The sequence below is a fragment of the Pseudomonas imrae genome (assembly GCF_046352735.2).
Classification (GTDB): Bacteria; Pseudomonadota; Gammaproteobacteria; order Pseudomonadales; family Pseudomonadaceae; genus Aquipseudomonas; species Aquipseudomonas imrae.
Map to the genome: position 1 here is coordinate 356,380 of NZ_CP110853.2, position 24,330 is coordinate 380,709.

A 24,330-nucleotide genomic window follows, 5' to 3' on the forward strand; every position below is an offset into this window, starting at 1 on the left:
GGTGCTGCTGGCTCATATCTGAGCCATAAAGATGTGAGCAGATGTGCTCACATCTGAGCGCACTTTTTGATATTTATGGCTTCGCGCAGTCGCTAACGATTGAGTAACGGTGTGAGCGTTACTCAACCCAGTGCGCTCGCGCCTACAGACATGGATTCGAGATACGTCCAGTTTTGGATGCATCGATTTGTCCCCTCTGATGGAGCCGATCGGCGCCATCGCCTTTCCAGGCTGCCTATACAAGATCAGCATCAGGCCATCGCCATCGCACCACCTCCAGAGCCTCTGCACGGGTCATCGGCTCCCCGATCATCGTGCAGAGAGGCTTGCTGTCGAGCATCACCTGCCAGTGGCAGCGCCGCTCAATGCCGTCATTCGATGCCAGCTCCGCCAGCAGTTCGAGGCGGTGGTTTTTGATGTAGGCCCGCACCTGGTCATTGAGCTTGCTGGCCGGCGATACCCGCACACGCTTTCCGCTCAGTTTCGCCACAAACCCCAAGTCGAGCAGATAGGCAAGAGCAGCCATCAGAGCTCCTCCGCGTCGTCTTCTGCAAAGCTTGGCATTGGGGCGTCATCGGGCGATTTATCGCACTCGTGCCCTTTTTCCTGACTCGTGCCCACGCCCAAGGATGGGCACGAGTGGGTTTCAGAGGGCACGAGTGGAGGAAACGCTGCGTAAGGTCCATCGGCCTGAGGTAGCGACCAGAACGATTTCACGTCCTTCTTGTTGCCCGTCCTGATCGCAACTACTGTCAATTTTTCGCGAGCCCGCCGTATCTGTTTTTCGGTGTAACCGTTCCGCTTCATGAGCGCTTTGGCTTCGTTACTTTCGAGCGGGTTGTCTTTCAGGATCCGATATAGGCAGTCGCTCGGGTCATCCGCATCCGTCTGTTCCTCATCACCAGTTGCCTCCACGTCACCAAGAATCTCGCGGGCGCTACCTGCAATGGCTTCACCCCAGACCACATGAGTCGTCTCAATTTCGCCGGCAATGGTGCAGGGTTCGATCGTGTACGAGACACCGCCTTCGTCGGTGCCGATGTTGGACTTGGCCCGCGCCAGCACTCTTGCATCAGAATCTTGCTGTTTGGCCGCAACCAGTACCGTCCGGGCCAGCGCTGAGAACGCTTGCGAGCCGATCACCCGATCTGCCGGCGATGAACCGGCGCCGCCTTTGGCAAAGTGGCTGATGCCGACCACGGCGCAGAGATTGGCCTCAGCAAAGTCCACCACGCCCTGCAGGCCGCGCCGAACGTCATTAGCCTTGTGCATATCGCCCTTCACAGCGCTGACCACCGGGTCGAGCATCAGCAACGACACACTGCCCAGTTCGCGCACCGTGTCGCGCAGTAACCCAATGTCGTTTGAAGGGTCGAAGGGATCGGCCTCGCCCTGGGCATTGATCCGGCCTTGGATGATGTGGACGCGGGACAGATCTGCGCCGGCGGCGATGAGGCGCGGCACAAGGGTGTCAGCCGGGTCGTCCTCGCTCGACCAGATGAGTGCGTTACCGCGCTCTTGGCAGAGTTCGCCGTCTGGCCACCGCCCGCCGGTCGTGATAGTTGCGATGAGGCTGAGAAGTAGTGTGGTTTTCCCGGTGCCACCCGCGCCAGCAAGAATGTGCAGCTTCCCTTTCGCCAGCCAGCCAGGCCAGAGCCAACGAATCGCCAGCGGCTTGATGTCCGCGGCGCTTACTGCGTTCACCTTCCAAACCGCCGGTGTATTGGGCACGGCTTTCAGCCCAGGCGCCCGGAACGGGTCCGTAGCATCAGTCCACTGATCTGCAAATATATCCTTATTCATTTGACCCCCAGGCGCTGCTTGGCGAGGTTGAAGCGCTGCAGGTCATCACCTTCCAGCTTTCCCCGCTCAAGTAATGACTTGCCGATCCGGTAAACCATGCGTTCATGTTCAATAGCGGGCTTACTTGGTCCGCGCCGTGGCTGCTTTTTACCGGGGAACAAGTCGCGCAACTCCAGGCCAATAGCCGAAACAATGTTTTGAGCACTACACCCCGCCCAACACTTGAGCAAAATAGTCCCATCCAAAGCTTCACTAATCGCCATGCTCGGGTTCTTGTCATCATGCGCAGGGCAGCAGGCCTTCCACTTGTTAGTGCCAGCAGGTTTAACTTTGTCGAGGCAACTAAGCACTTTATCCAGGCAAGCCGATCCCGCCAGCGCAAGTGCGCCGTTTTGAGTTTTCATGGTTAACCTCTTAGATCAGGGCGTCGTTACGCTGCTTGGGTGACTCAGCCGTCGTTTCGGGCTCATCAATATCAAGGTGGACGATCCCTTGCTCCGACATGACGGCACCGTCGTCTTTGAATTTGGCGATGGTCATTTTGCTACTCCTGCCATTGTGACGAGGGTGTCGGGGGTTTCACCGGTCAGCACCGATAGACGTGCGAAAAGATCCAGATGAAGGTCACGCACGCCAGCACCGGGAGCCCCGAACGCCAGAAGCGCCATCACCGCCCCGATTGCGCGCTGGGCTTGCACGAGCCTTTGATCTGGATCGCTAGTCAGTTCGGCACGACGCAAGAAATCAGCAACTACTTCGGATGCGGTTTTTTTGTTGATCCCAGGATTGAATGACCCGTACAGCCTTGCTGGCTCAAGACCAGGTTTAGCCGGTTGGCGTGGCAGCGGGCGTTTGGATTTCGGGATGGTCATTGGCAGCTCCTGACGTGAACCGCATCGTGAGCAGCGCCAGCGTGCCGTCCCTTCCAGAAAAAGTTACGGGTTGCGAATGTGATCGACTCCAGGCGGCTTTCTATCTCGGTGGCAAGGGGGTTATTCCATCCGCCGTCGAGCTGCGGGACAACGTGAGCCAAAAGGATCGAGCGCAACTCGTTGAAGGTCGCACGGTCCTCATTCATGCGCGCCATTTGCTCGGCTGTGACAACAACGTCATGCAGCAACTCTCCCTCGATGACCAAAGCAGCAGGGAGCTTATTCATGGCGACACCCTCGAATCCTGCGCGACGACTTCGGATTGCGCGTTTTGTGGCGCGGATTCGCTGAGAGCCTTGCTGATCACCTCGAGGTCTCCGCTGGCGGTGTTGGCGCCGTCAGCGGCCAGGTTCCACGCAATGTCCACCAGGTTGCGGACATGCTGGCTCGTGCCATTGTCTGCAAGTGCGGCATACAGCAGGGATTCAAGCTTGCCCAGAACGACCTGTGCGTTGCCCAGATCCTCAAGCGCGTCGTGGGCGATCTCATGGATGGTGCGGGTGGGAGTATTCATTGCGCACCCCCTGAGCTTTCCAGAGTGCGGGCCTGAGCCATGTGGTGGTTGTAGCGTTTCAAGCGGACGGATAGGGACGAGTTCGCGCGGAGGGCACTCAGTGCCATGCGGCGATGAGCAAGTGCGCGGATTTTTGACGCAATAGGGGTATTCATCGGTTCAGCTCCTAACGTTGAGGAACTGCCACCTTTCGCGGCCAAGCGAGTAAGGGTGGCAGGTTGCGCGGGGTTGGCCGACCGGGACGTTAGGAACCCGGCACACCCGAAGGTGTCCCCACGCAACCCGCCATAACACAGGACTGCGGGCACAAAAAAAGCGCCTGCAATCGTAATGGGGGCGCTGTTGCGCCTAACGTTCCTCGAGCGGCCAAGCCCGGTCGCTGAATTTGCAGCGACAGGCGAACCATACCGATGACCATGATTGCTTGCAACAGAATACATCGACCGTCCGTCGCCGTTCTTTAGTGTGAGTTTTTCTACTCGTGCCCTGTTTTCCCACTCGTGCCCATCCTTATGTGTGGGCACGAGTGACGAAAAAGGGCACGAGTAAGAATTTATGGCGCTCATCACGCAACCTCAGAGCGGCTTTCGGCAATGCGCTCGTCGCACCAGGTAAGAACCTCGGATTCGACCCAAACGACGCTCTTAGGACCGAGGGTGACCTGCTTGGGGAATTTGCCTGCTGCCACACGGCGGTAAATCTCAGTGCAGGAGAGGCCAGTGATCGACTCTACTTCCTGGCGCTTGATAAACCGGCGGACTGGTGCGGTGGTGTTGGTAGCGTTTGCCATCGTCTGCGCCTCCTGGGGCGTTATGGGTAACTGACGATGGCAATGCTGGGGGGAGGCTGAGGAAGAGTCATTGCAACTGCAAAAAACAGTTTTGCAATTGCAATTGCAGTCAGTCTTTCGTAGCCCTGGCTGCGGTCAAGGCTCGATTAGCCTGCGAGAACATTTTTTCTAAGTTGCTTTTGCTCAATCCACGGAACTTATAGTTATCCAAAATATCATCAATAAGTGATGATTGATTTCTATTTTTCTTATCGCCGTTCGTAGAGATTTCAACTAGCGCTGCTACTGCCATAACAAAAGATGGAGACTCTTGTATTTCAAGTGTGCTTATCGCCGCTCTCGGTTTTACTTGGTGATCTTCACCTGGTGAAAAGTTATAAAGATCTACGTCTGAGACGGTGTTTTCGTTCTTCTTTACTCTATTTCTCGTGGGCGAAAGCTCATCATCATTGTTTGCCTTTTCTGCAATTTTGAATATGTCGCTAGGCTCTATTAGGCACTCATCAAAATATGGCAGGCTATCCGATGTGTCATTAAGGTATAGGCCGGTTTCATTGTCTCGCAGCGCGTAAAAACCACCGCTGGTATCTCTGAGAACAAATGCTCTTCCAAAACCCATGAGGTCAACCATGTCCATGGGTAAGTTGATGGCGAGGCAAAGCCCACAATCTTCGTCTTCTTCCAAGATATATCGGCCATGGTCAACTTGAAGTGCGTGCGCCTCATCATCGAGTGCCGGCTTGAGCCTGACTATGGTGGCAAAACAGTTCGCCCGTGTATTCAGCCAATCGTTTGAGTGCAGGCGCTCAAGGTCTTTAGTTGATACGTCTTCACCTATCAATCTGGATAGAAGCTTTGCTGCCTCTTCCGGATTGAGGGAGTGCATGAATTTGCTGAGCTTGCTCACTGTGCTGCACTCCGAATAGAAACCACATTCGCGCCAGAACACAGCGCGTCGATTGAGTCAGCCCAGGCCTGCATCATGCTGCGGCGCTGCTCCAGATAGTTGGCGTGGTTGTAGGTGTCGCGGATGCCGTCGCTGTCGCCGTGCGCGAGCTGTCGCTCGATCCAATCCTTGTTGTAGCCACGCCCGTTCAGCTCGGTGGAGAGCAGGTGCCGGAACCCGTGGCCGGTCTGGCGGTTCTCGTAGCCCATGATGCGCAGCGCCTTATTCACGGTGTTCTCGCTCATTGGACGATCTGGGTTCTGCTGGCCAGCGAATACGAGCGGGTATTCCCCGGTGATCGGCTTGATCTGGCGCAGGATCTCCACGGCCTGACTTGGCAATGGCACGACGTGCGGCCGGCGAGCCTTCATCCGCTCTTTCGGGATTGTCCAGGTGGCAGCGTCCAGATCGAACTCACACCAGGGCGCGGCGCGCAGTTCCCCAGGACGCACGGCTGTCAGCACCAGCAGCCGGATGGCGTAACGGGTCAGTGCGTTGATGTTGGCGCTGTCGCACTTGGTCAGCAGCTCAGGAAGCTCTGATAGCGCGACGTGAGGGTGATGGCGGGGCGCTCGAGCGGGCGCGGCCACCACATCCAGATCAGTGGCTGGGTTCGTCTCTACGACACCCTTGGCCAGGCCATAGCGGAATATCTGGTGCAGCCATTGGCGGATCTTGCCGGCGGCGTTGAGCGTGCCGCGCGCCTCTACCTTGCGCACCAGCTCCACCAGGTCGGGCCGGGTGATGTCTTTGAGCGTGCGCGAGCCAATGCCTGGGATCAAATCATTCTCCAGGTACAGCTTGGCCTTGTAGGTGGTGCTCTCTGCCCAGCGCGGTGCGTTGTAGGCGAACCACTCTCGCGCCAGCGTCTCGAACGTCAGCCCTTCGACCTTCTGCGCCTGCCTGGTGGATTTGCGCTCCTGGGCCGGGTCTTTGCCCTCGGAAATCAACTGGCGCGCCTCAGATCGCTTGCGGCGGGCCTGCAGCAATGTCACTTCCGGGTAGGAGCCGAACGCCAGGCGGTTCTCTTTGCCGAGGTGCCGGTACTTGAGGCGCCAGAGCTTGGAGCCGGTTGGCATCACTTCGAGATACAAGCCTTCGCCGTCAGCGAGCTTGTATGGCTTCTCCCTGGGCTTGGCAGCCTTGAGGGCGGAATCGGTCAGGGGCGCGACTTTCAGGGCCATGGTGCACCATTTTGGGGGCATGCGAGATGACCGAACCGGTCATGCCCCCAACTCTGCCCCCAAAACTCTGGGCTGGCAAGGTAGGTGTGGGGAATCGTAGGCAATAAAAAACCGGCGCTAAGGCCGGTTTTCTAAGGGTTTCAGGTGTTTTTGGGAGCACCTGAAAAGAATTCATGGTGCCCAGAGACGGAATCGAACCGCCGACACGGGGATTTTCAATCCCCTGCTCTACCGACTGAGCTATCTGGGCAACGGGGCGCATTAAACGGGTTTTTCAGGGGGTCGTCAAGCAAGTTTTCAAAAAATATTTAATTATTACCGTCGCTTACGTTCCGACCCCGGATTTTGATCAGTTATTGAGCAGGCGGTACGTAGCCTTCGGCCTTGGCGTAATCCTCGCCGGAAAAGAACTTGTCCATCTCGCCCTGAAGGTATTTGCGATCTTCGGCGTTCATCATGTTCAGGCGTTTTTCGTTGATCAGCAGGGTCTGGTGCTTTTGCCAGTCACTCCAGGCCTGGGCAGAGACATGCTCGAAGATGTCCTGGCCCTTGGCGCCTGGATATGGAGGGCGCTCAAGGCCTGGCAGTTCTTCTTTGTACTTGCGGCACATTACGGTGCGGGTCATGGCGAAACTCCTGCGTTCAAGACGTCGGCCGCGCGCTTCAGCAGTTTTTTCACCGGGGCGGCGAGGCCCAGGCGCGGCGGGGTGGCGAGGTTATACCAGAGCCAGTCAGCCTCGGCCACGTGATGGGCGGATTCCTCGACCTGGACCAGCCAGGGTTCGATGGCCAGTTGGAAGTGGCTGAAGGTGTGGATCAGGCTGGGCAGCGGCTGTTGCTTGCCCAGCTCGAGGGAGTGTTGCAGCGCCAGATGCTCCAGGTCGTCCAGGTCATCCAGCTCCGGCAGGCTCCACAATCCGCCCCACAAGCCCGTGGAAGGGCGGCGGTAAAGCAGAATCGCGCCTTCGGCGTTGGCCAGCAGCGGCATCAAAGTGCGCTTTTGTGGGACGCTCTTGCGCGGCTTGGGGATCGGATAGCGCGTTTCGAGGCCCAGCATGTGCGCCTCGCACCCTTTTTCCAGGGGGCACAGCAGGCAACTGGGCTTGCTGCGGGTGCACAGGGTCGCGCCCATGTCCATCATCGCCTGGGTGTAGGCGTTGACGCGGGCATGCGGGGTGAAGCGCTCGGCGGTAGCCCACAGCTGTTTGGCAACCTTGGGCTCTCCTGGGTAGCCTTCCTGGGCCGTAAAGCGCGCGAGCACGCGCTTGACGTTGCCGTCGAGGATCGGTGCCCGCAAACCCATGCTCAGGCTGGCGATGGCCCCGGCGGTGGACAGGCCGATACCGGGCAACTCGGTAAGCTTCTCGACATCACGGGGGAATTGGCCGCCGTACTCGGCGACGACGATTTTTGCGGTTTTCTGCAGGTTGCGGGCCCGCGTGTAGTAACCCAGCCCGGTCCACAGGTGCAGCACTTCGTCTTCCGGCGCGGTGGCCAGGGCTTCGACCGTTGGCAGTGACGCCATGAAACGGTCGAAGTAATTGAGCACGGTACTGACCTGGGTCTGTTGCAGCATGATTTCCGAGACCCACACCCGGTAAGGGGTGATGCCCTGTTGCCAGGGCAGGTCATGACGACCGTGGCGGTCGTACCAATCGAGCACCGCCGTGGAAAATTGCTCGTTTCTCATCGGTTGAACAGGCCTTTGAGGGCGTCCTTGAGCTTGGGGTTCACCTTGTCGAGTTTCTCTTCCAGCTTTTCGCTGATCTTGTTGCCCGCCATTTTGGCAGCAACCTGGCCGAGGCCGTCCTTGTCCAGTCGGCACGCCTTGGCGCCGAGTTCAAGCGGGCCGCGGCAGCGCAGCGGGACTTCGATACCGCGGAAGTTGGAGCCCACCTGGCAGGCCGGGTCCGGCATATCGCGCTTGTCGCCTTCGACAATGACGCCAACGCGGTAGTCCATGCCCAGCACACGCAAGTCGATGTCGCCGTTGCCGTTGAGGGCCAGGCCGGGAATGCGCACCTTCAGGTCCGGGTTGCTGGCCACGCCGTTACGCAAGGTCAGGTTGCCCTTGAGTTCCTGGAACGGCGTGTCCTTGCCCCGAGGCTCACTGGCAAGGGTCTTGCGGTTGAGCAGGGCAATTCCGGTGCACAGCTGTTGTTCGATATTGGCGTTGAGCAGCACGCCGTTGGTGACCACGAAGCTGGCGGTGCCGTTCAGGCTGTCGACCAAGGCTTTCTGGCTGTTGCCACGACCGCTCAGGTTGCTGTTCAGGGTGATCTGGCCCTTGATCGGCGGGTTTTTCCCCAGGGCTTGCAGGATCTGCTCCGCCGGAACCTGCTTGATATGGGTTTGCAGCGCCAGCAGCGGTAGGTCCTGACGTACATCAAGGTCGCCGCTGGCCTGGAACGTGCCGTTGTAGAGACCGCCGCTCAAAGTGTCGAGCTTGAGTTGGCCCCCCAGGCCGGAGGCCTTGAGGGTGGCGTTTTCGATGGGCAACTTGCTCAGGGTCAGTTGGCCGAATGACAGGTCGGCCACAAGGTCCAGCGTGCGCAGGCGGGTCAATGGCAGCAGCTTGTCGGTGCTCCAGGCCTCTCTGGTCGGGGCATTGGGCAGCGGCGTGCTACCGCCGCTGGCCATGGCCCCGGCTTCGCTGCTCTGCACTTCAGCCTGGCGAGCAACGGCTGCGCTATTGGCGGCTTCGGACTTGGCCGGCAAGTAGTTGTCGGCGTTGAAGGTATCGGCCTTGAGCTGCACCCGCAGGGCTTGCCTGGCGAAATCTTCCACGGCCAGGCGCCCGGTGAAGGTGCTGTCGTCGATCTTCAGGTTCAGGTCTTCCAGGGCCATGCGGGCGGGCGTGCCTTGCAGGCGGCTGACCAACTCGACCTTGCTCAGGCTACCCGCAGCCATGGCCGGCAGGGGATGGCCGATGCTTTCGAGAAACTTGGCCAGGTCGAACTGGGCAACCGATACGGCACCACTGATATTCGGAGTTTTATCCAGGTCGTTGACCTTCAGATCACCCAGGGCGCGCAGTTGGTTGGCCGAGAGCTTGAGGTTGGTCCACTCGGCAATGTTGGCCGACAGGTCCACCAGCAACTGACCCTGGCCGGTGAAGGACACGGTCTTGCCTTGCAGCGGCTCACCGGTGGCTTCGCCTGTGACTTTCATGTCTTCGAACTGGTAGCGCTGGAGGGCACGGTCAAAACGCAATTGACCACCAAGCTCGCTCTTGACTCGCATCAGCGGCAGGTTGCTACCAAAGAATGCAGTGAGCTTGACCGGAATGCTCGAGCCTTCATGCACGGCGCCGGTGCTCAACTGGATGCTTTCGGCGCTGAACTGCTTGCCGGTTTGCTCGTCGTTGTACTCGATGCGTGCGTTATTGACCGTCAGGCTGTCAATGTCCAGGCGGATCGGCTGGGCCGGTTTTTCCGCGGCTGGCGCAGTGGTGGGCGCAGGCGCGGCGGGTGCTTGGGCGGTGCCGGTGGCAACAGGCGCTGCCTTGCCGATGTCTTCCCAGTTGCCGTGGCCATGTTTGTCGCGGTTGAGGCGCAGGTTCAGGCCTTCGACACGCACATCGCTCATTTGGACTTCGCGGCGCAGCAGCGGCAGCACGCGCACTGACAGGCCAAGCATCTGCAGGTCGGCGAACGGCTGGGCAGGGTTGGCCAGGGTTGCCACGCTGGCTTCATGTAGTTCCAGGCCTAGCCAGGGGAAGAGGCTCCAGCCGATATCGCCATTGAGCGTCAGCTCGATGTGGGCCTTGTCACGGGCAATCTGGCGAATCTCCTCTTTATAGTCGTTGGGATCGAACAGATGGGTCAGGGCAAAACCCAGAGCCACAATGATCAGCAACAACCCGAGAAGTACCAGGCCCAGGATTTTGCCGAACGCTTTCATGGGCGAGTCCTTGTAGGTCAATTTCAAAATTTAGCCGAAGAGTATAACGCCGGCAGGTCCGCGGCTGTTTACGTATTGTTACATTGTGTCAAACAAAACAGATGACCCGAAAAAGGTAGTGTCAATTTGGTTTTTCTGTCACCTGCAAATGCTAATCTCTGCGCGTTCGCCCGCCTTCTGCGACTAAACGTCGCGCCCACAGGGAGCTTTACTCAAAAAACGGTCATGCATTGCGTGCAAAGGCCGAGGAGGAGCGCGCCCGGCGAACACAGACCAATAACTGGGGGAAACACCAATGAGCACAAGCACAGCGGCAGGAATTACTGCCGCGCAGCCTGCGTTCCTGTCCAAGGAGCGCATTATCGCCAAGCCGGGGTTCAACCGTTGGCTGGTTCCACCGGCCGCTCTGGCCATTCACTTGTGCATCGGTATGGCCTATGGCTTCTCGGTGTTCTGGCTGCCGTTGTCCAAGGCGCTGGGCGTTACCGCGCCGCTCGCCTGTTCGCCGGACATGAGCTTTATTGCGCAAGTCTTCTCGTCGCAGTGTGACTGGCCGATCTCGATGTTGGGCTGGATCTACACCCTGTTCTTCATCTTCCTGGGTTGCTCGGCAGCCATCTGGGGTGGCTGGCTGGAACATGCCGGGCCACGCAAGGCGGGCGTTGTCTCGGCCTTGTGCTGGTGTGGTGGCTTGCTGATTTCGGCGCTGGGGATTTATACCCACCAGATCTGGCTGATGTGGATCGGCTCGGGGGTCATTGGCGGTATCGGCCTGGGCCTTGGCTACATTTCGCCGGTTTCGACCCTGATCAAGTGGTTCCCGGACAAGCGTGGCATGGCTACCGGCATGGCAATCATGGGCTTCGGTGGCGGCGCGATGGTAGGCGCCCCCCTGGCAGCTGCGCTGATGGGGCACTTTGCTACGCCTGACAGCGTTGGCGTATGGCAGAGCTTTCTGGTAATGGCCGCGATCTACTTCGTGTTCATGATTGGCGGTGCCTTGTCCTACCGCGTACCGCCAACCGGCTGGAAGCCTGAGGGCTGGACCGCGCCGGCGAAAAAAGCCAACAACGCGATGATTACCCATCGTCATGTGCATGTGAACGTGGCCTGGAAAACCCCGCAATTTCGCCTGGTATGGCTGGTGCTGTGCCTGAACGTGTCCGCCGGTATCGGCATCATCGGCATGGCTTCGCCGCTGCTGCAGGAAGTATTCGGTGGCAAGTTGCTGGGCATTGATGTGCCTTTCGGTCAACTGGATGCGGGTCAATTGGCCTCGATTGCGGCCATCGCCGCCGGCTTCACCGGTCTGTTGAGTCTGTTCAACATTGGTGGCCGGTTCTTCTGGGCATCGTTCTCCGACTACCTCGGGCGCAAAAATACGTACTTCGTGTTCTTCGCCCTGGGCTTTGCCCTGTATGCGCTGATTCCGAACATGGGGCACTTGGGCAACGTGGCACTGTTTGTCGGTGCGTTCTGCATCATTTTGTCGATGTACGGCGGTGGTTTCGCCACGGTCCCGGCTTACCTGGCGGACCTGTTCGGTACGCAAATGGTCGGCGCGATCCATGGTCGTCTGCTGACGGCATGGGCGGCGGCAGGTGTATTGGGTCCGGTATTGGTCAATTACTTGCGTGAATATCAATTGAGCATCGGCGTGGAACGCGCTGCTGCTTATGACATCACCTTGTATATTCTCGCCGGCCTGCTGGCGCTGGGCTTTATCTGCAACTTGCTGGTTCGCCCGGTGGCCGACAAATACTTCATGACCGACGCCGAACTGGCTGCAGAGCAAGCGCTGGGGCATGACAAGGGCGCCGATGCCAGTACCGTGCTGGAATGGAAAGCGGCTCCTGGCAGCGTGCCGTTGGCTGTTGCCGCCTGGCTGGTTGTGGGCATTCCGTTGGCGTGGGGTGTGTGGGTAACCCTGCAGAAGACCGCGGTACTGTTTAACTAACACTGCTTGACCCCATGTGGGAGCTGGCTTGCTCGCGATGGCATCACCTCGGTATCCAGACTGACCGAGTTGCCTGCATCGCGAGCAAGCCAGCTCCCACATGTATGCACATGTCTATCCCCGACAGCCCATCAGTCTTATCCCCTTCGATGTTTCTGTTTAGCGCCCGCGCCCCTATAATGGCTGCCTTTTTCGCCCAATGATTTTGCGGAGTTGGTGATGGCCGAACGTAAGGCGTCCGTCGAGCGCGACACTCTGGAAACCCAGATCAAAGCCTCGATCAACCTGGATGGCACCGGAAAGGCCCGATTTGATATCGGTGTTCCTTTTCTTGAGCACATGCTGGACCAAATCGCCCGCCATGGGCTGATTGACCTGGATATCGTCAGCAAGGGCGACCTGCATATCGATGACCACCACACCGTGGAGGATGTCGGTATCACTCTCGGCCAGGCGTTTGCCAAGGCCATCGGTGACAAAAAAGGTATCCGTCGCTACGGCCACGCCTATGTTCCGCTGGATGAGGCGCTGTCGCGGGTGGTCATCGACTTCTCCGGCCGTCCGGGCCTGCAGATGCATGTGCCCTACACCCGCGCCACCGTGGGCGGCTTCGACGTTGACCTGTTCCAGGAGTTCTTCCAGGGTTTCGTCAACCACGCGCTCGTCAGCCTGCATATCGACAACCTGCGCGGCACCAACACGCACCACCAGATCGAAACCGTGTTCAAGGCTTTCGGCCGCGCCCTGCGCATGGCTGTGGAGCTGGACGAGCGCATGGCCGGGCAAATGCCGTCGACCAAGGGCGTCCTGTAATGCAGACGGTCGCGGTTATCGACTACGGCATGGGTAACCTGCACTCGGTGGCCAAGGCCCTTGAGCACGTAGGTGCCGGCAAGGTCCTGATCACAAGTGACGCCGACGTGATTCGCGAAGCCGACCGGGTAGTTTTTCCCGGCGTGGGTGCGATTCGTGACTGCATGGCCGAGATTCGTCGCCTGGGCTTCGACAGCCTGGTGCGCGAAGTCAGCCAGGATCGGCCGTTCCTTGGCATCTGCGTGGGCATGCAAGCCTTGCTCGACAGCAGCGAAGAGAACGACGGTGTCGACTGCATCGGTCTGTTCCCGGGCCAGGTGAAGTTCTTCGGCAAAGACCTGCATGAAGACGGTGAACACCTGAAGGTCCCGCACATGGGCTGGAACGAGGTGCGCCAGACCGTGGATCACCCGTTGTGGCACGACGTCCCGGACCTGGCGCGGTTCTACTTTGTCCACAGCTACTACATTGCCGCCGGGAATCCTGGCCAAGTGGTGGGTGGCGGGCATTATGGCGTCGACTTCGCTGCAGCCCTGGGCGACGGTTCGCGCTTTGCCGTGCAGTTCCACCCGGAAAAGAGCCATACCCATGGCCTGCAATTGCTGCAGAACTTCGCGACCTGGGATGGGCGTCGGTAATGGTCAAGAAGGTCAAGCTGCCGATCCTGAATCTCACTCCCCAGCAGGAGAGCGAGGCAACCGACAAGATCAAGCGCTTCATGAAAGAGCGCTTCGAGCTCAAGCTGGGCTCGTTCGAGGTGGCTGAAATCCTTGAGCTGTTTACCACCGAAATTGCTCCGCACTATTACAACAGGGCGATTTTCGATGCACAAACGCACCTTAAAGAAAGGTTCGAAAGCATCGAAAGCGACTTGTGGGCGCTTGAGAAGCATTGAGGCAGCTTTAAGCCTCAAGCCTCAAGCTGCAAGAATTGAAACGCGTGCTTGCTTGCAGCTCATGGCTTGCAGCTTGCAGCTCTTTGACGAAGGAAAAGCATGCTAATTATCCCCGCTATCGATCTCAAGGACGGCGCTTGCGTGCGTCTGCGCCAAGGCCGCATGGAAGATTCCACGGTGTTCTCCGATGACCCGGTGAGCATGGCCGCCAAGTGGGTGGAAGGTGGCTGCCGCCGTTTGCATCTGGTGGACTTGAACGGCGCCTTCGAAGGCCAGCCAGTCAACGGCGAGGTGGTGACTGCCATTGCCAGGCGCTACCCGAACCTGCCGATCCAGATCGGCGGCGGTATCCGGTCCCTGGAAACCATCGAGCACTATGTGAAGGCGGGCGTGAGCTACGTGATCATCGGCACCAAGGCTGTGAAAGATCCGGCTTTCGTGGCTGAGGCGTGCCGCGCGTTCCCTGGCAAGGTCATCGTTGGCCTGGACGCCAAGGATGGTTTTGTCGCGACCGACGGCTGGGCAGAAATCAGCACCGTGCAAGTGATCGACCTGGCCAGGCAGTTCGAGGCTGACGGCGTGTCGGCCATCGTTTATACCGACATCGCCAAAGACGGCATGATGCAGGGCTGCAACGTCCCCTTCACCGCTGCGCTGGCTGCGGCGACGAAGATCCCGGTGATTGCTTCCGGCGGTATCCACAACCTGGGCGATATCAAGTCGCTGCTGGACGCCAAGGCCCCCGGCATCATCGGCGCCATCACCGGCCGCGCGATCTATGAGGGCACGCTGGATGTGTCCGAGGCCCAGGCTTTGTGTGATGGCTACGCGGCCAGTTCCAAGTCGTAAGCCGCAAGCTGCGAGTTAAAGCCGATCGGCTTCTACTCGCAGCTTATAGCTTGTAGCTTGCAACTCTATATCGGAGATAAGCCCATGGCGCTGGCCAAACGCATCATCCCTTGCCTGGACGTCGACAACGGTCGCGTGGTCAAGGGCGTCAAGTTCGAGAACATCCGTGACGCCGGCGACCCGGTGGAAATCGCTCGTCGCTACGACGAACAGGGTGCCGACGAGATTACCTTTCTCGACATCACCGCCAGCGTCGATGGCCGCGATACCACGTTGCATACCGTCGAGCGCATGGCAAGCCAGGTATTTATCCCGCTGACCGTCGGCGGTGGTGTGCGCACTGTGCAAGACATCCGCAACCTGCTCAATGCCGGCGCGGACAAGGTCTCGATCAACACCGCGGCGGTTTTCAATCCGGAGTTTGTCGGTGAAGCTGCGCAGCACTTCGGCTCGCAGTGCATCGTTGTCGCCATCGATGCCAAGAAGGTTTCCGGCCCCGGTGAAACCCCGCGCTGGGAGATTTTCACCCACGGCGGCCGCAAGCCCACCGGGCTGGATGCGGTGGAGTGGGCGATGAAGATGGAAGGCCTGGGCGCCGGTGAAATCCTGCTGACCAGCATGGACCAGGACGGCATGAAAAACGGCTTCGACCTGGGCGTTACCCGCGCCATCAGCGATGCGCTGGGCATTCCGGTGATTGCTTCGGGCGGTGTCGGCAATTTGCAGCACCTGGCCGACGGCGTCATCGAAGGCCACGCCAGCGCGGTACTGGCCGCGAGCATTTTCCACTTCGGCGAATACACCGTGCCCGAGGCCAAGGCCTATATGGCTGCACGGGGAATCGTCGTTCGCTGAACGTGCTGGACAGCATGGCAGGCTCGCGGCACTCTTGGGCCTGCCATGGATTCCGGTAACCCTTCATGTTCAAAGACCTGCTGCTTGTCCTTGCCAGCGCTTCCATTTTGCTGGCGACTCCGGTTGATGCCGCTGATCCTGATGACACCCCGCTGGTGTTGCTGACGGAAAATTTCCCGCCCTACAACATGGCGAAAAACGGCAAGAACTTCGCCAGGGACGAGAACATCGAGGGCATTGCTGCGGACATCGTGCGCGAAACCTTCAAGCGCGCTGGTATTTCCTACAATCTCACCCTGCGTTTTCCCTGGGAGCGCATCTACAGACTCGCGCTGGAAAAACCAGGTTATGGCGTATTTGTGATGGCACGCCTGCCAGACCGCGAAGGGCTGTTCAAATGGGTCGGCCCCATTGGCCCGGATGATTGGGTACTGCTGGCCAAGGCTGACAGCAAGATCCAGCTCGACGACCTGGCGCAGGCGCGTCCCTACAAAATCGGCGCTTACAAGGGCGATGCCATTGCCCAGACCCTGGAGAAACAAGGTTTTGACCCGGTCATCGTACTGCGCGACCAGGACAATGCGCACAAGCTCATGGAAGGTCAGATTGACCTCTGGGCAACCGGCGACCCTGCCGGACGCTATCTGGCGCGGCAGGTAGGGGTTTCCGGGCTCAAGACGGTGCTGCGGTTCAACAGTGCCGAGCTTTATCTGGCATTGAACAAGGACGTGCCGGATGACGTGGTGGCCAGGCTGCAGGCCGCGCTTGATCAACTGCGCAAGGACGGCGTTGTCGACGAGATCATGGCGAAGTACCTATAACTGGCAGGATCCACATAGAAATGCGGTCCCTGTGGGAGCGGGCTTGCTCGCGATAGCTGAGTACCAAGCACCGCAATGCCAGCTGGAAGACCGCGATAAAACCTGTTCCTACAACGGACCTTCGCCGTCTTATCTAACGGTAAACGCCATTCTTGCCGTGCCCGGCCATGGCTTGGTTGCTGCGCACGCTGATCATCAGCTTGATATCGATCCACTCGACGCCCTGAGCCTTGAGTTTGGGCAGTTCGCGCTCCAGCACTGCCAGGGTCTGTGGATAAGGATGGCCGATCAGCACCACCGAGCCCTGTTTATGGGCCAGCTTGATAGCTGTCTGCAGTTGAGTGGTGATCGCCGCTTCGGTGCGTTCGTCATCGAGGAACACATCCCGCGAGACATGAGCCAGGCCGATTTTTTGCGCCTCGGCGGCCGCCACGGTCTTGGCGCTGGTGCGGCTGTCGACAAAGAACTTGTGCCGACGCTGCAGTTGGCCCATCAACCACGTCATGGCCAAAGGCTCGGCCGTCATGCGGCTGCCCATGTGGTTGTTGATGCCGGCGGTGTAGGGAACCGCCTCGAACGCTGCATCCAGGCGCTTGCCCAGTTCGTCGATGGGCAGTTCGGGGTGCCAGGCGAACGGTCCGGTGGCTGGGTCCATGGGCATGTGCAGGATCACGATCTTGCCGGCACGGTGCGCTTCGCGAGCGACTTCGCCAGCGTGGGGGGTGTCGGGAATGATTGCCGCGGTCACCGGGCCGGGCAGGGCCAGCACGCGACGATCCCGGGCCAGATTCTGGCCCAGGTCGTCGATGATAAGCGTGAGGTAGGCTTTATGGGACTTGTCGGCAGGGGTCGCGTGTGCAACTCCTGCCAGGCAGCACAGCAGCGTGATGATCAATCCACAGTGCATATCAGCGGTTGCGGGTGATGCTCAGGCCCTTGAGCAGACTCAAGGCCTGGGCCAACTGGTAGTCATCGTCCTGGGGCATCGGCTTGGCTTTCGGGCTGCTGCCGGTCGGCCGGTCGGCGCCACCGTTGCCATTGCCCAGATGACCTTGCAGGTCGGCTTCCTTGAAATATTCGTTGTCCTGTTCGTTGGTGATCTTGGCCTGGCGTACCTCGATGTCAGGCACGATGCCCTGGGCCTGGATCGAACGACCGTTAGGCGTGTAATACAGCGCCGTGGTGATCTTCAAGGCGCGCTCGTTGTTGAGCGGCAACACGGTTTGTACCGAGCCCTTGCCAAAGCTGGTGGTGCCCATCAGCACCCCGCGTTTCTGGTCTTGCAGGGCGCCGGCGACGATCTCCGAGGCCGAGGCGCTGCCGCCGTTGATCAGCACGGCCAGTGGAACGTTTTCGCTGAGGTCGTTGCCGGTGGCCGAGAAGCGCAATTCGGAATTGGCAATCCGGCCCTTGGTGTAGACGATCAGGCCTTTGGTAACGAAGTGGTCGACCACTTCCACGGCCGATTGCAGCACGCCGCCAGGGTTGTTGCGCAAGTCCAGGACAATGCCGTTGAGTTTCTTGCCGTTGTCCTTGCGCATCTTCGCCAGGGCCTTGGCCACTTCATCGCCGGTCTTGACCTGGAACTGGGTGATGCGGATATAGCCGTAGCCGGACTCCAGCAACTGGCTTTTCACGCTCTTGACCGTGATGGTGGCCCGGGTCAGGGTCACATCGAACGGGCTGGCGCCGTCACGCACCAGGGTCAGGGTGATTTTCTGGCCAACCTTGCCGCGCATCTTGTCGACGGCTTCGGTCATGGTCTGGCCACGGGTCGGCTGGCCGTTGATCTTGACGATCAGGTCGCCGGCCTGAATGCCGGCCTTGGACGCCGGGGTATCATCGATGGGCGAGACCACTTTGATGATGCCGTCCTCGGCGCCAACCTCGATGCCCAGGCCGCCGAACTCACCGCTGGTGCTTTCCTGCAGCTCGGCAAAGTCTTCCGGGCCCAGGTAGGCGGAGTGTGGGTCGAGGTTGCTGAGCATGCCCTTGATGGCATTTTCCAGCAGGGTCTTGTCGTCCACAGGCTCGACATAGGCTGCCTTGATCCGGTCCATGACCTCGGCAAACGTGCGCAGCTCGTCCAACGGCAACGGCGCCTTGGTGGTCGCGGCTGTCGCTGGCTGGACGGTCTGGTCGGCGAATGCCAGAGGCGCGCCGATCACCAGGGCGATCGTCAGGGCCAGCGAAGTGAGGCGGGACAAATGCAGCATGTCGAACGAACTCCTAATGTAGATGCGACCCTTATCCTTGGGTTCTGCACCATTGTGCAGGATCGCTGGGGCGACCCTGCTGACGAATAGCGAAGTACAACGCCGGAGTGTCCTGGCCACCACTGTTACCGACAGTGGAGATGGAATCGCCGGCTTTTACAACGTCACCTGCTGCCTTGAGCAATGTCTGATTGTGGCCGTAAAGGCTCAAATAGCCATTGCCGTGGTCAAGAATCACCAGCAAGCCCGCACCGCGCAGCCAGTCGGCAAACACTACCCGCCCGCCGTGGACAGCATGCACCTGGCTGCCGGCGGACGCACTGATCATCACACCGTCCCATTTGGTGCGGGTGTCGTCGCCACGGGTCTGGCCAAAGCGTGCAAGCAATCGACCATCAACTGGCCATGGAAGTTTGCCCCGGGCTGAAGCAAAAGGACCGCCGAAGGATTCGCCGGCGCTGGAAACCAGTGGTCCGGGAGCGGAGCGCACCGGCTTGCGCGGAGCGTCGCTGGTGACCGCTTGGGTTTCACGCTGGCGCTTTTTTTCAGCTTCCTGCTGGGCAATCAGCGCTTTTTGTCGCGCTTGTTCGGCCTCGCGAGCCTGGCGTGCCAGGGTTTCTTCGATGGTTTTCAGCACCTTGGCCAAATCGGCCTGGTCCTGTTGACGACTCTTGAGCTTGGCGTCACGGGCCTTCACGTCACTATTGAGCTTGGCCAACGCCTGCTGGCGCTCCTTACGGACCTTGTCCAATTCATCGCGCTGGGCATCAAGGCTGGTTTTTTGCGCCAGCAGTTGGTTCTGCTGGTCGGCGATTTCCTGCTCGACGTTGGCCAACTGGCGCAGCGTCTCGTTGAAGCTTTTAAGTTGTTCCAGGCGAGCGGTGCTCAGGTAGTCGTAATACGTCAGGGTGCGGGCGAATTTTTCCGGGTTCTGCTGGTTGAGCAGCAGCTTGAGATATTCCTGGCGGCCGTTCTGGTAAGCGGCTCGCGCCTGGATCGCGATCAGGCGTTGCTGTTCAACGCGTGCGCTCTGGAGTTTTTTTTTCTCAGCGTCGAGCCGCTCCAGTTCCGACTCGCTCTTCTTTAGTTCTTTTTGCAGCTCCTGGACCTGCTTCTCCAGCTTGCCCATTTCGGTTTCCGTACCGCGCAGGTCTTTCTGCACCCCGGATTTTTCTTCCTGGAGCTTGCCGAGGAGTTTTTTCAGCTCGGTAATATCCTGACGCGTAGCGTCCAACTGTTGTTGGGTTTGCGCACGCTCGTCGGCAAAGGCCGGTTGGAGCAGGCAGACTAGAGCAAGGGTAATCAAGGCGCGAAGCATAGAGGCGGGCGACACCAGGGAAAGGGACGGCCTAGTATGCCCGCCAAGCGCCGCAAAAAAAACGCCCAATTGGGGCTGGCAGGCAAGTTAGGTGCCGAGTGGCGGGGGTGTGGCAGAAAGACATCTGCCAAACACTGAAGATTAAATGTGGGAGGGGGCTTGCTCCCGATGGCGGTGTATCAGTCAAATAGATGTCGACTGACACTCCGCTATCGGGGAGCAAGCCCCCTCCCATCCAGGCTTTGTGGTGGGGCCGAAGTCAGACCAGAATCGAAGTACCCGTCATCTCGGCGGGTTTCTCCAGACCCATCAGTTTGAGCATGGTCGGTGCCACGTCAGCCAGTACGCCGCCGTCGCGCACCTTGAAGTCGCGCTTGCCTACATAAATGAACGGTACCGGCTCAGTGGTGTGCGCGGTGTGCGCTTGGCCGGTGGATGCGTCGGACATCTGTTCGCAGTTGCCGTGGTCGGCGGTGATCAGCGCTTCGCCGCCGACTTTCTCCAGCGCCTCGACGATGCGGCCTACGCACAGGTCCAGACATTCGACGGCCTTGATCGCTGCTTCCAGGTTGCCGCTATGGCCAACCATATCGCCGTTGGCGTAGTTGACCACGATCACGTCATAGCGCAGGTTTTCGATGGCATCGACGATCCTGTCGGTGACTTCCGGCGCGCTCATCTCTGGTTGCAGGTCGTAGGTGGCGACTTTTGGCGAAGGGATGAGGATGCGTTCTTCGCCAGGGAACGGCTCTTCGCGACCGCCCGAGAAAAAGAAGGTCACATGGGCATATTTCTCGGTTTCGGCAATGCGCAGTTGGGTCTTGCCGTTTTTCGCCAGGTAATCCCCCAGCACGTTTTCCAGGCTGCCGGGGGCGAAGGCCGACGGTGCCGGAATGCTGGCCGCATATTGGGTCAGCATCACAAAGCCGGCCAGTTTTGGCTGGCGCGCGCGCTCGAAATCGTTGAAATGGTCTTCAACGAACACCCGGCTCAGTTCGCGGGCACGGTCGGCGCGGAAGTTCATGAACACCATGGCATCGCCGTCTTCGACCTTGACCGGTTCACCGATGGTAGTGGCCTTGACGAACTCATCGCTCTCGCCACGGGCGTAGGCAGCTTCCAGGCCTTGCTGGGCGGTGGCAGCGTTGAATTCGGCGTTGCCGTCGACAATCAGGTTGTAGGCCTGGGCCACACGGTCCCAGCGGTTGTCGCGGTCCATGGCGAAGTAGCGACCCACCAGGCTGGCGATGCGGCCCTTGCCCAGGGCCGCGAAGGTTGCGTCCAACAGTTCAATGGATGACTGCGCGCTTTTCGGTGGGGTATCGCGGCCATCGAGGAAGGCGTGCAGGTAGATTTTTTCGGCGCCGCGCTTATAAGCCAGTTCGGCCATGGCTATCAGATGATCCTGATGGCTGTGGACACCACCGTCGGACAGCAGGCCCATGAAATGCACGGCTTTGCCGGCGGCGACAGCTTTATCTACCGCTGCGCAGAGGGTCGGGTTCTCGAAAAACTCGCCATCGCGAATGGATTTGGTCACGCGGGTGAAGTCCTGATACACCACTCGTCCGGCGCCCAGGTTCATGTGGCCGACTTCCGAATTGCCCATTTGGCCGTCCGGCAGGCCCACGTCCATGCCCGACCCCGAGATCAGGCCGTTAGGCACGGTAGCGGTGAGGCGGTCCAGTACGGGCTTGTTGGCCGAGTACACGGCGTTGGATTCGTGGCTTTCACTGTGACCGAAGCCATCGAGAATCATCAGGACCAAAGGTTTAGGCGTAGTAGTCATAGATCCTCTCGCGGCGGTATTAAAGGAAGGCGATTGAAAAGGGAGTGGCAGTTTAAAGCGAAGTTCCGATGCCGTCACCGCCTTACGGGGGTTGGCCGGCCATGACGGCTGTGTATACTTACCGCCATTTTAACGCCCTGGAACCTCCTAGATGGTTGATCACCTGATTGCATTCGCTACCTCTCACTATCTGCTGGTCGGTGCCTTTGTCGTACTGCTGGCGCTGCTGATCGCTCATGAAATGAGCCGTGGCGGCCGCAGCCTCAGTACCGGCGAGCTGACCGCGCTGGTCAACAAGGACCAGGCCGTTGTCGTCGATATCCGTCCCGTCAAGGATTTTGCCGCCGGTCATATTGTCGGCGCACTCAATATTCCTCAGGACAAGCTGATCGCGCGCATCGCCGAGCTGGAAAAACACAAGGCCAAGACCATTATCCTGGTCGACTCCCAGGGCCAGCACTCAGGCGGCCACGCCCGCGAAATGATGAAAAGCGGGTTCACGGCAGCCAAGCTCTCTGGTGGTATTTCCAGCTGGCGCGCCGATAACCTGCCATTGGTGAAGTGATATGAGCCAGGTTGTCGTGTATTCCAGCGATTATTGCCCTTATTGCATGCGAGCCAAGCAATTGCTCCAGAGCAAGAAGGTTGCCTTCGAAGAGATCAAGGTCGATGGCAAGCCACAGGTGCGTGCCGAGATGGTCCAGAAGGCTGGCCGCACGTCGGTCCCGCAGATCTGGATCGGCAGCAAGCACATCGGTGGATGCGATGACCTGTTTGCCCTGGAGCGCGCCGGCAAGCTGGATGCGCTGCTTCAAGCCTGATTCTCAACCCCTTAAGACCCAAGATAGAGAAAGGATCTGCGATGACTGACCAACAGAACACCGAAGCAGCAGAAGCCCAAGGCCCGCAGTTTTCCCTGCAGCGTATCTACGTACGCGACCTGTCGTTCGAAGCGCCGAAAAGCCCGGCCATCTTCCGTCAGGAGTGGACGCCAAGCGTTGGCCTGGATCTGAACACCCGTCAAAAGCAGTTGGAAGGCGACTTCCACGAAGTGGTGCTGACCCTGTCGGTCACCGTGAAGAACGGTGAAGAAGTTGCGTTCATCGCTGAAGTGCAACAGGCCGGCATCTTCCTGATCCAGGGTCTGGACGACGCCTCGATGAGCCACACGCTGGGTGCGTTCTGCCCGAATATCCTGTTCCCATATGCTCGCGAAACCCTGGACAGCCTGGTCACCCGTGGCTCGTTCCCGGCGCTGATGCTGGCTCCGGTGAACTTCGATGCCCTGTACGCGCAAGAGCTGCAGCGCATGCAACAGGAAGCTGCGCCAACGGTTCAATAAGCCGACGCGATTCCAAATGTGGGTGGGCTTGTGTGGGAGCGGGCTTGCTCGCGATAGCGGTCTGTCAGTTAACAAATATGTGGCTGACAGACCGCTATCGCGAGCAAGCCCGCTCCCACATTTGTTTTGTATGTTATTTGAAACCGAGCTGGCGCCAGCCTTCGTAGACCGCAACTGCCACGGTGTTGGACAGGTTCAGGCTACGGCAACCCTCGCGCATCGGCAGGCGCAGGCGATGACCATCGGGCAGGGCGTCGAGCACATCGGCCGGCAGGCCACGGCTCTCCGGGCCGAACAGAAAGGCATCACCTTCGGCAAAGCTGGCATCATGAAACGGTCGCGAACCTTTGGTGGTGAACGCAAACAGGCGCGGGTGGCCCAGGCTTTCCAGGCAACTGGCCAGGTCGGCGTGACGTTGCAGGGTGGCGTACTCGTGATAGTCCAGCCCGGCCCGGCGCAAGCGCTTGTCGTCCATGTCGAAGCCCAGCGGCTCGATCAAATGCAGGTGGCAGCCGCTGTTGGCGCACAGCCTGATAACGTTGCCGGTGTTCGGCGGAATTTCTGGTTGAAAAAGGATGACGTGAAACATGCACGGCTCCGAAGGTAAAGATGCGCTGCATTCTACCCCTGAAGACGATCCCAGGCCGAAGCTATTGCCGAGGGTTTTGGGGTCGTTGGCGATTGTTGGCCTGATGGTGGGCTTGATGATCGGCCGGCTGACCACCCCGGACCCGATTGAACTGCAACATGTGGAGCCCGCAGTGGGTGGCCTGGTGGTGTGGTTCAACAGCGAACCCAAGCTGCACGGTGAACATATCGATGGCACCGTGGCGCTGCTGTTCGACGCGCAGGGCCGGGCTCAGGCGGGGCAAGTAAAGGTCAACGACAAGAATGTGAACTGGCGGCTGCGCAAGACCGATGCGGGCTTGTTGCTGAGCGTGGTGGCGGCGCGGCCGCTGCGTGGGCAGTGGTCGGGAGCCGAGGTCGATGACCGCTGGCGGTTGGAGATCCATCTCCAGGAGCAATAAAAGAGGGAGTTCCCGGCCTGCCTGTACCAGGGCTCCCAAAACAGTGTGAAGCTCGAATTAAAGAGGGGATTCTCGGCCTGCCTGTACCAAGGTCCCCGAAACTGGGTAGTAGCGGGGTTGTTGCAGGGCACGTGCCAGAATTGCGAGATCGTGTCAGAAAATTCTTCATAAACACAAAAGCCCCGGATTACGGGGCTTTTGTGTTTTCAGGGGGCGGATTTTTCTGAAAGTGGCCTAGGGTTTGTGCGCGATGCCGGTTCAGGGTGCATTGAAACGGTGCACGACCCCTGGAATTGCTGGGAGCCAAATGTGGGAGCGAGCAAGCCCGCTCCCACACAAGGCCACAGTTTTAGGGGGCCAGTGAGTTTGAAAGCT

General features: G+C 59.3%; 29 protein-coding genes and 1 tRNA gene. 11 read left to right on the plus strand and 19 right to left on the minus strand.

What is annotated here, in order from left to right; all coding sequences use genetic code 11:
• Positions 1–235 precede the first annotated feature (235 nt).
• The 14 genes from OQ460_RS01580 to OQ460_RS01645 form a co-directional block, all read right to left on the minus strand.
• Entirely contained in the window at positions 236–526 is a 291-nt protein-coding gene (locus OQ460_RS01580) for a hypothetical protein (RefSeq protein WP_410020184.1), read from the minus strand.
• Complete coding sequence (locus tag OQ460_RS01585; RefSeq protein WP_410020185.1) at positions 526–1,803, minus strand: AAA family ATPase; 1,278 nt, start codon at positions 1,801–1,803, stop codon at positions 526–528. The genes OQ460_RS01580 and OQ460_RS01585 overlap by 1 nt, the downstream gene beginning before the upstream one ends.
• The gene (locus OQ460_RS01590; RefSeq protein ID WP_410020186.1) at positions 1,800–2,207 is read right to left on the minus strand and encodes a virulence-associated protein E; all 408 of its coding nucleotides are present in this window, start codon (positions 2,205–2,207) and stop codon (positions 1,800–1,802) included. The genes OQ460_RS01585 and OQ460_RS01590 overlap by 4 nt, the downstream gene beginning before the upstream one ends.
• 10 nt (positions 2,208–2,217) lie before the next feature.
• Positions 2,218–2,343, minus strand: coding sequence for a hypothetical protein (locus tag OQ460_RS01595; protein ID WP_410020187.1), 126 nt, complete (start codon positions 2,341–2,343; stop codon positions 2,218–2,220).
• Positions 2,340–2,675, minus strand: a complete 336-nt coding sequence (locus OQ460_RS01600) for a hypothetical protein (protein ID WP_410020188.1) — start codon at positions 2,673–2,675, stop codon at positions 2,340–2,342. The genes OQ460_RS01595 and OQ460_RS01600 overlap by 4 nt, the downstream gene beginning before the upstream one ends.
• Positions 2,672–2,962 (minus strand): hypothetical protein, encoded by a 291-nt coding sequence (locus OQ460_RS01605; protein ID WP_410020189.1) that lies wholly within the window; start codon positions 2,960–2,962, stop codon positions 2,672–2,674. The genes OQ460_RS01600 and OQ460_RS01605 overlap by 4 nt, the downstream gene beginning before the upstream one ends.
• Positions 2,959–3,249 carry a hypothetical protein gene (locus tag OQ460_RS01610; RefSeq protein ID WP_410020190.1) on the minus strand — a complete coding sequence of 97 codons (291 nt, stop codon included), beginning with the start codon at positions 3,247–3,249 and terminating at the stop codon, positions 2,959–2,961. Before OQ460_RS01610 ends, OQ460_RS01605 begins: the two co-directional genes overlap by 4 nt.
• A 565-nt stretch (positions 3,250–3,814) precedes the next feature.
• Positions 3,815–4,039, minus strand: coding sequence for a helix-turn-helix transcriptional regulator (locus OQ460_RS01615; protein ID WP_410020191.1), 225 nt, complete (start codon positions 4,037–4,039; stop codon positions 3,815–3,817).
• Positions 4,040–4,148: 109 nt separating this feature from the next.
• Entirely contained in the window at positions 4,149–4,946 is a 798-nt protein-coding gene (locus OQ460_RS01620) for a hypothetical protein (RefSeq protein WP_410020192.1), read from the minus strand.
• Positions 4,943–6,169: a tyrosine-type recombinase/integrase gene (locus tag OQ460_RS01625; RefSeq protein ID WP_410020193.1), complete on the minus strand. Its 1,227-nt coding sequence runs from the start codon at positions 6,167–6,169 to the stop codon at positions 4,943–4,945. The genes OQ460_RS01620 and OQ460_RS01625 overlap by 4 nt, the downstream gene beginning before the upstream one ends.
• A gap of 174 nt (positions 6,170–6,343) precedes the next feature.
• Positions 6,344–6,419 (minus strand) — tRNA-Phe (locus tag OQ460_RS01630).
• 103 nt (positions 6,420–6,522) lie between these two features.
• Entirely contained in the window at positions 6,523–6,795 is a 273-nt protein-coding gene (locus OQ460_RS01635; RefSeq protein ID WP_410020194.1) for an oxidative damage protection protein, read from the minus strand.
• Positions 6,792–7,859 (minus strand): A/G-specific adenine glycosylase, encoded by a 1,068-nt coding sequence (gene mutY, locus OQ460_RS01640; protein WP_410020195.1) that lies wholly within the window; start codon positions 7,857–7,859, stop codon positions 6,792–6,794. Before mutY ends, OQ460_RS01635 begins: the two co-directional genes overlap by 4 nt.
• Positions 7,856–10,072: an AsmA family protein gene (locus tag OQ460_RS01645; RefSeq protein WP_410020196.1), complete on the minus strand. Its 2,217-nt coding sequence runs from the start codon at positions 10,070–10,072 to the stop codon at positions 7,856–7,858. The genes mutY and OQ460_RS01645 overlap by 4 nt, the downstream gene beginning before the upstream one ends.
• Positions 10,073–10,367: 295 nt before the next feature.
• On the opposite strand from OQ460_RS01645, the gene OQ460_RS01650 reads away from it, so the two are divergent.
• From OQ460_RS01650 to OQ460_RS01680, 7 genes are all read left to right on the plus strand, one after another.
• Positions 10,368–12,029: an OFA family MFS transporter gene (locus tag OQ460_RS01650; protein WP_410020197.1), complete on the plus strand. Its 1,662-nt coding sequence runs from the start codon at positions 10,368–10,370 to the stop codon at positions 12,027–12,029.
• 219 nt (positions 12,030–12,248) lie between these two features.
• The gene (gene hisB / locus OQ460_RS01655) at positions 12,249–12,842 is read left to right on the plus strand and encodes an imidazoleglycerol-phosphate dehydratase HisB (protein WP_017849940.1); all 594 of its coding nucleotides are present in this window, start codon (positions 12,249–12,251) and stop codon (positions 12,840–12,842) included.
• Complete coding sequence (gene hisH, locus OQ460_RS01660; protein ID WP_410020198.1) at positions 12,842–13,480, plus strand: imidazole glycerol phosphate synthase subunit HisH; 639 nt, start codon at positions 12,842–12,844, stop codon at positions 13,478–13,480. Before hisB ends, hisH begins: the two co-directional genes overlap by 1 nt.
• Entirely contained in the window at positions 13,480–13,737 is a 258-nt protein-coding gene (locus tag OQ460_RS01665) for a DUF2164 domain-containing protein (protein ID WP_410020199.1), read from the plus strand. Before hisH ends, OQ460_RS01665 begins: the two co-directional genes overlap by 1 nt.
• A 99-nt stretch (positions 13,738–13,836) precedes the next feature.
• On the plus strand, positions 13,837–14,586 hold the full coding sequence (hisA, locus tag OQ460_RS01670; RefSeq protein WP_410020200.1) for a 1-(5-phosphoribosyl)-5-[(5-phosphoribosylamino)methylideneamino]imidazole-4-carboxamide isomerase: 750 nt from the start codon (positions 13,837–13,839) through the stop codon (positions 14,584–14,586).
• Between the two features lie 84 nt (positions 14,587–14,670).
• Positions 14,671–15,441, plus strand: a complete 771-nt coding sequence (hisF, locus tag OQ460_RS01675) for an imidazole glycerol phosphate synthase subunit HisF (RefSeq protein WP_003171107.1) — start codon at positions 14,671–14,673, stop codon at positions 15,439–15,441.
• Positions 15,442–15,506: 65 nt separating this feature from the next.
• Positions 15,507–16,262, plus strand: coding sequence for a substrate-binding periplasmic protein (locus tag OQ460_RS01680; RefSeq protein ID WP_410020201.1), 756 nt, complete (start codon positions 15,507–15,509; stop codon positions 16,260–16,262).
• Positions 16,263–16,395: 133 nt separating this feature from the next.
• Here the strand turns inward: OQ460_RS01680 and OQ460_RS01685 are convergent, their stop codons facing one another.
• From OQ460_RS01685 to gpmI, 4 genes are all read right to left on the minus strand, one after another.
• Positions 16,396–17,169 carry a divergent polysaccharide deacetylase family protein gene (locus OQ460_RS01685; protein ID WP_410020202.1) on the minus strand — a complete coding sequence of 258 codons (774 nt, stop codon included), beginning with the start codon at positions 17,167–17,169 and terminating at the stop codon, positions 16,396–16,398.
• A 1-nt stretch (position 17,170) separates the two neighbouring features.
• Positions 17,171–18,478, minus strand: coding sequence for a S41 family peptidase (locus OQ460_RS01690; protein WP_410020203.1), 1,308 nt, complete (start codon positions 18,476–18,478; stop codon positions 17,171–17,173).
• A gap of 31 nt (positions 18,479–18,509) precedes the next feature.
• On the minus strand, positions 18,510–19,796 hold the full coding sequence (locus tag OQ460_RS01695) for a murein hydrolase activator EnvC family protein (protein ID WP_410020204.1): 1,287 nt from the start codon (positions 19,794–19,796) through the stop codon (positions 18,510–18,512).
• Positions 19,797–20,055: 259 nt separating this feature from the next.
• A complete protein-coding gene (gene gpmI / locus OQ460_RS01700; RefSeq protein ID WP_410020205.1) occupies positions 20,056–21,585 on the minus strand; it encodes a 2,3-bisphosphoglycerate-independent phosphoglycerate mutase in 1,530 nt (509 codons plus the stop codon).
• 151 nt (positions 21,586–21,736) lie between these two features.
• Between gpmI and OQ460_RS01705 the strand changes: the two genes are divergently transcribed.
• The 3 genes from OQ460_RS01705 to secB are packed head-to-tail and all read left to right on the plus strand — an operon-like array spanning position 21,737 to position 22,927.
• Complete coding sequence (locus tag OQ460_RS01705; protein ID WP_410020206.1) at positions 21,737–22,150, plus strand: rhodanese-like domain-containing protein; 414 nt, start codon at positions 21,737–21,739, stop codon at positions 22,148–22,150.
• Between the two features lies 1 nt (position 22,151).
• Positions 22,152–22,406, plus strand: coding sequence for a glutaredoxin 3 (gene grxC, locus OQ460_RS01710; protein ID WP_410020207.1), 255 nt, complete (start codon positions 22,152–22,154; stop codon positions 22,404–22,406).
• 41 nt (positions 22,407–22,447) lie between these two features.
• The gene (gene secB / locus OQ460_RS01715) at positions 22,448–22,927 is read left to right on the plus strand and encodes a protein-export chaperone SecB (protein ID WP_410020208.1); all 480 of its coding nucleotides are present in this window, start codon (positions 22,448–22,450) and stop codon (positions 22,925–22,927) included.
• Between the two features lie 133 nt (positions 22,928–23,060).
• On the opposite strand, the gene OQ460_RS01720 is transcribed toward secB, so the two are convergent.
• Positions 23,061–23,516: a tRNA (cytidine(34)-2'-O)-methyltransferase gene (locus OQ460_RS01720; protein ID WP_046070509.1), complete on the minus strand. Its 456-nt coding sequence runs from the start codon at positions 23,514–23,516 to the stop codon at positions 23,061–23,063.
• Here OQ460_RS01720 and OQ460_RS01725 point away from each other — a divergent pair.
• Positions 23,515–23,955, plus strand: coding sequence for a hypothetical protein (locus OQ460_RS01725; protein ID WP_410020209.1), 441 nt, complete (start codon positions 23,515–23,517; stop codon positions 23,953–23,955). The two genes, OQ460_RS01720 and OQ460_RS01725, sit on opposite strands and share 2 nt — an antisense overlap.
• Positions 23,956–24,330 lie beyond the last annotated feature (375 nt).

Coding starts and splice junctions, on each gene's coding strand:
- mutY (WP_410020195.1), bottom strand. CDS start 7,859: ATGAGAAACGAGCAATTTTCCACGGCGGTGCTCGATTGGTACGACCGC.
- OQ460_RS01635 (WP_410020194.1), bottom strand. CDS start 6,795: ATGACCCGCACCGTAATGTGCCGCAAGTACAAAGAAGAACTGCCAGGC.
- OQ460_RS01690 (WP_410020203.1), bottom strand. CDS start 18,478: ATGCTGCATTTGTCCCGCCTCACTTCGCTGGCCCTGACGATCGCCCTG.
- hisF (WP_003171107.1), top strand. CDS start 14,671: ATGGCGCTGGCCAAACGCATCATCCCTTGCCTGGACGTCGACAACGGT.
- OQ460_RS01665 (WP_410020199.1), top strand. CDS start 13,480: ATGGTCAAGAAGGTCAAGCTGCCGATCCTGAATCTCACTCCCCAGCAG.
- hisH (WP_410020198.1), top strand. CDS start 12,842: ATGCAGACGGTCGCGGTTATCGACTACGGCATGGGTAACCTGCACTCG.
- OQ460_RS01705 (WP_410020206.1), top strand. CDS start 21,737: ATGGTTGATCACCTGATTGCATTCGCTACCTCTCACTATCTGCTGGTC.
- OQ460_RS01590 (WP_410020186.1), bottom strand. CDS start 2,207: ATGAAAACTCAAAACGGCGCACTTGCGCTGGCGGGATCGGCTTGCCTG.
- OQ460_RS01615 (WP_410020191.1), bottom strand. CDS start 4,039: ATGGCAAACGCTACCAACACCACCGCACCAGTCCGCCGGTTTATCAAG.
- OQ460_RS01610 (WP_410020190.1), bottom strand. CDS start 3,249: ATGAATACTCCCACCCGCACCATCCATGAGATCGCCCACGACGCGCTT.
- hisB (WP_017849940.1), top strand. CDS start 12,249: ATGGCCGAACGTAAGGCGTCCGTCGAGCGCGACACTCTGGAAACCCAG.
- OQ460_RS01625 (WP_410020193.1), bottom strand. CDS start 6,169: ATGGCCCTGAAAGTCGCGCCCCTGACCGATTCCGCCCTCAAGGCTGCC.
- OQ460_RS01645 (WP_410020196.1), bottom strand. CDS start 10,072: ATGAAAGCGTTCGGCAAAATCCTGGGCCTGGTACTTCTCGGGTTGTTG.
- OQ460_RS01605 (WP_410020189.1), bottom strand. CDS start 2,962: ATGAATAAGCTCCCTGCTGCTTTGGTCATCGAGGGAGAGTTGCTGCAT.
- OQ460_RS01580 (WP_410020184.1), bottom strand. CDS start 526: ATGGCTGCTCTTGCCTATCTGCTCGACTTGGGGTTTGTGGCGAAACTG.
- hisA (WP_410020200.1), top strand. CDS start 13,837: ATGCTAATTATCCCCGCTATCGATCTCAAGGACGGCGCTTGCGTGCGT.
- OQ460_RS01725 (WP_410020209.1), top strand. CDS start 23,515: ATGCACGGCTCCGAAGGTAAAGATGCGCTGCATTCTACCCCTGAAGAC.
- OQ460_RS01685 (WP_410020202.1), bottom strand. CDS start 17,169: ATGCACTGTGGATTGATCATCACGCTGCTGTGCTGCCTGGCAGGAGTT.
- OQ460_RS01600 (WP_410020188.1), bottom strand. CDS start 2,675: ATGACCATCCCGAAATCCAAACGCCCGCTGCCACGCCAACCGGCTAAA.
- OQ460_RS01680 (WP_410020201.1), top strand. CDS start 15,507: ATGTTCAAAGACCTGCTGCTTGTCCTTGCCAGCGCTTCCATTTTGCTG.
- grxC (WP_410020207.1), top strand. CDS start 22,152: ATGAGCCAGGTTGTCGTGTATTCCAGCGATTATTGCCCTTATTGCATG.
- OQ460_RS01720 (WP_046070509.1), bottom strand. CDS start 23,516: ATGTTTCACGTCATCCTTTTTCAACCAGAAATTCCGCCGAACACCGGC.
- OQ460_RS01585 (WP_410020185.1), bottom strand. CDS start 1,803: ATGAATAAGGATATATTTGCAGATCAGTGGACTGATGCTACGGACCCG.
- OQ460_RS01650 (WP_410020197.1), top strand. CDS start 10,368: ATGAGCACAAGCACAGCGGCAGGAATTACTGCCGCGCAGCCTGCGTTC.
- OQ460_RS01695 (WP_410020204.1), bottom strand. CDS start 19,796: ATGCTTCGCGCCTTGATTACCCTTGCTCTAGTCTGCCTGCTCCAACCG.
- OQ460_RS01595 (WP_410020187.1), bottom strand. CDS start 2,343: ATGACCATCGCCAAATTCAAAGACGACGGTGCCGTCATGTCGGAGCAA.
- gpmI (WP_410020205.1), bottom strand. CDS start 21,585: ATGACTACTACGCCTAAACCTTTGGTCCTGATGATTCTCGATGGCTTC.
- secB (WP_410020208.1), top strand. CDS start 22,448: ATGACTGACCAACAGAACACCGAAGCAGCAGAAGCCCAAGGCCCGCAG.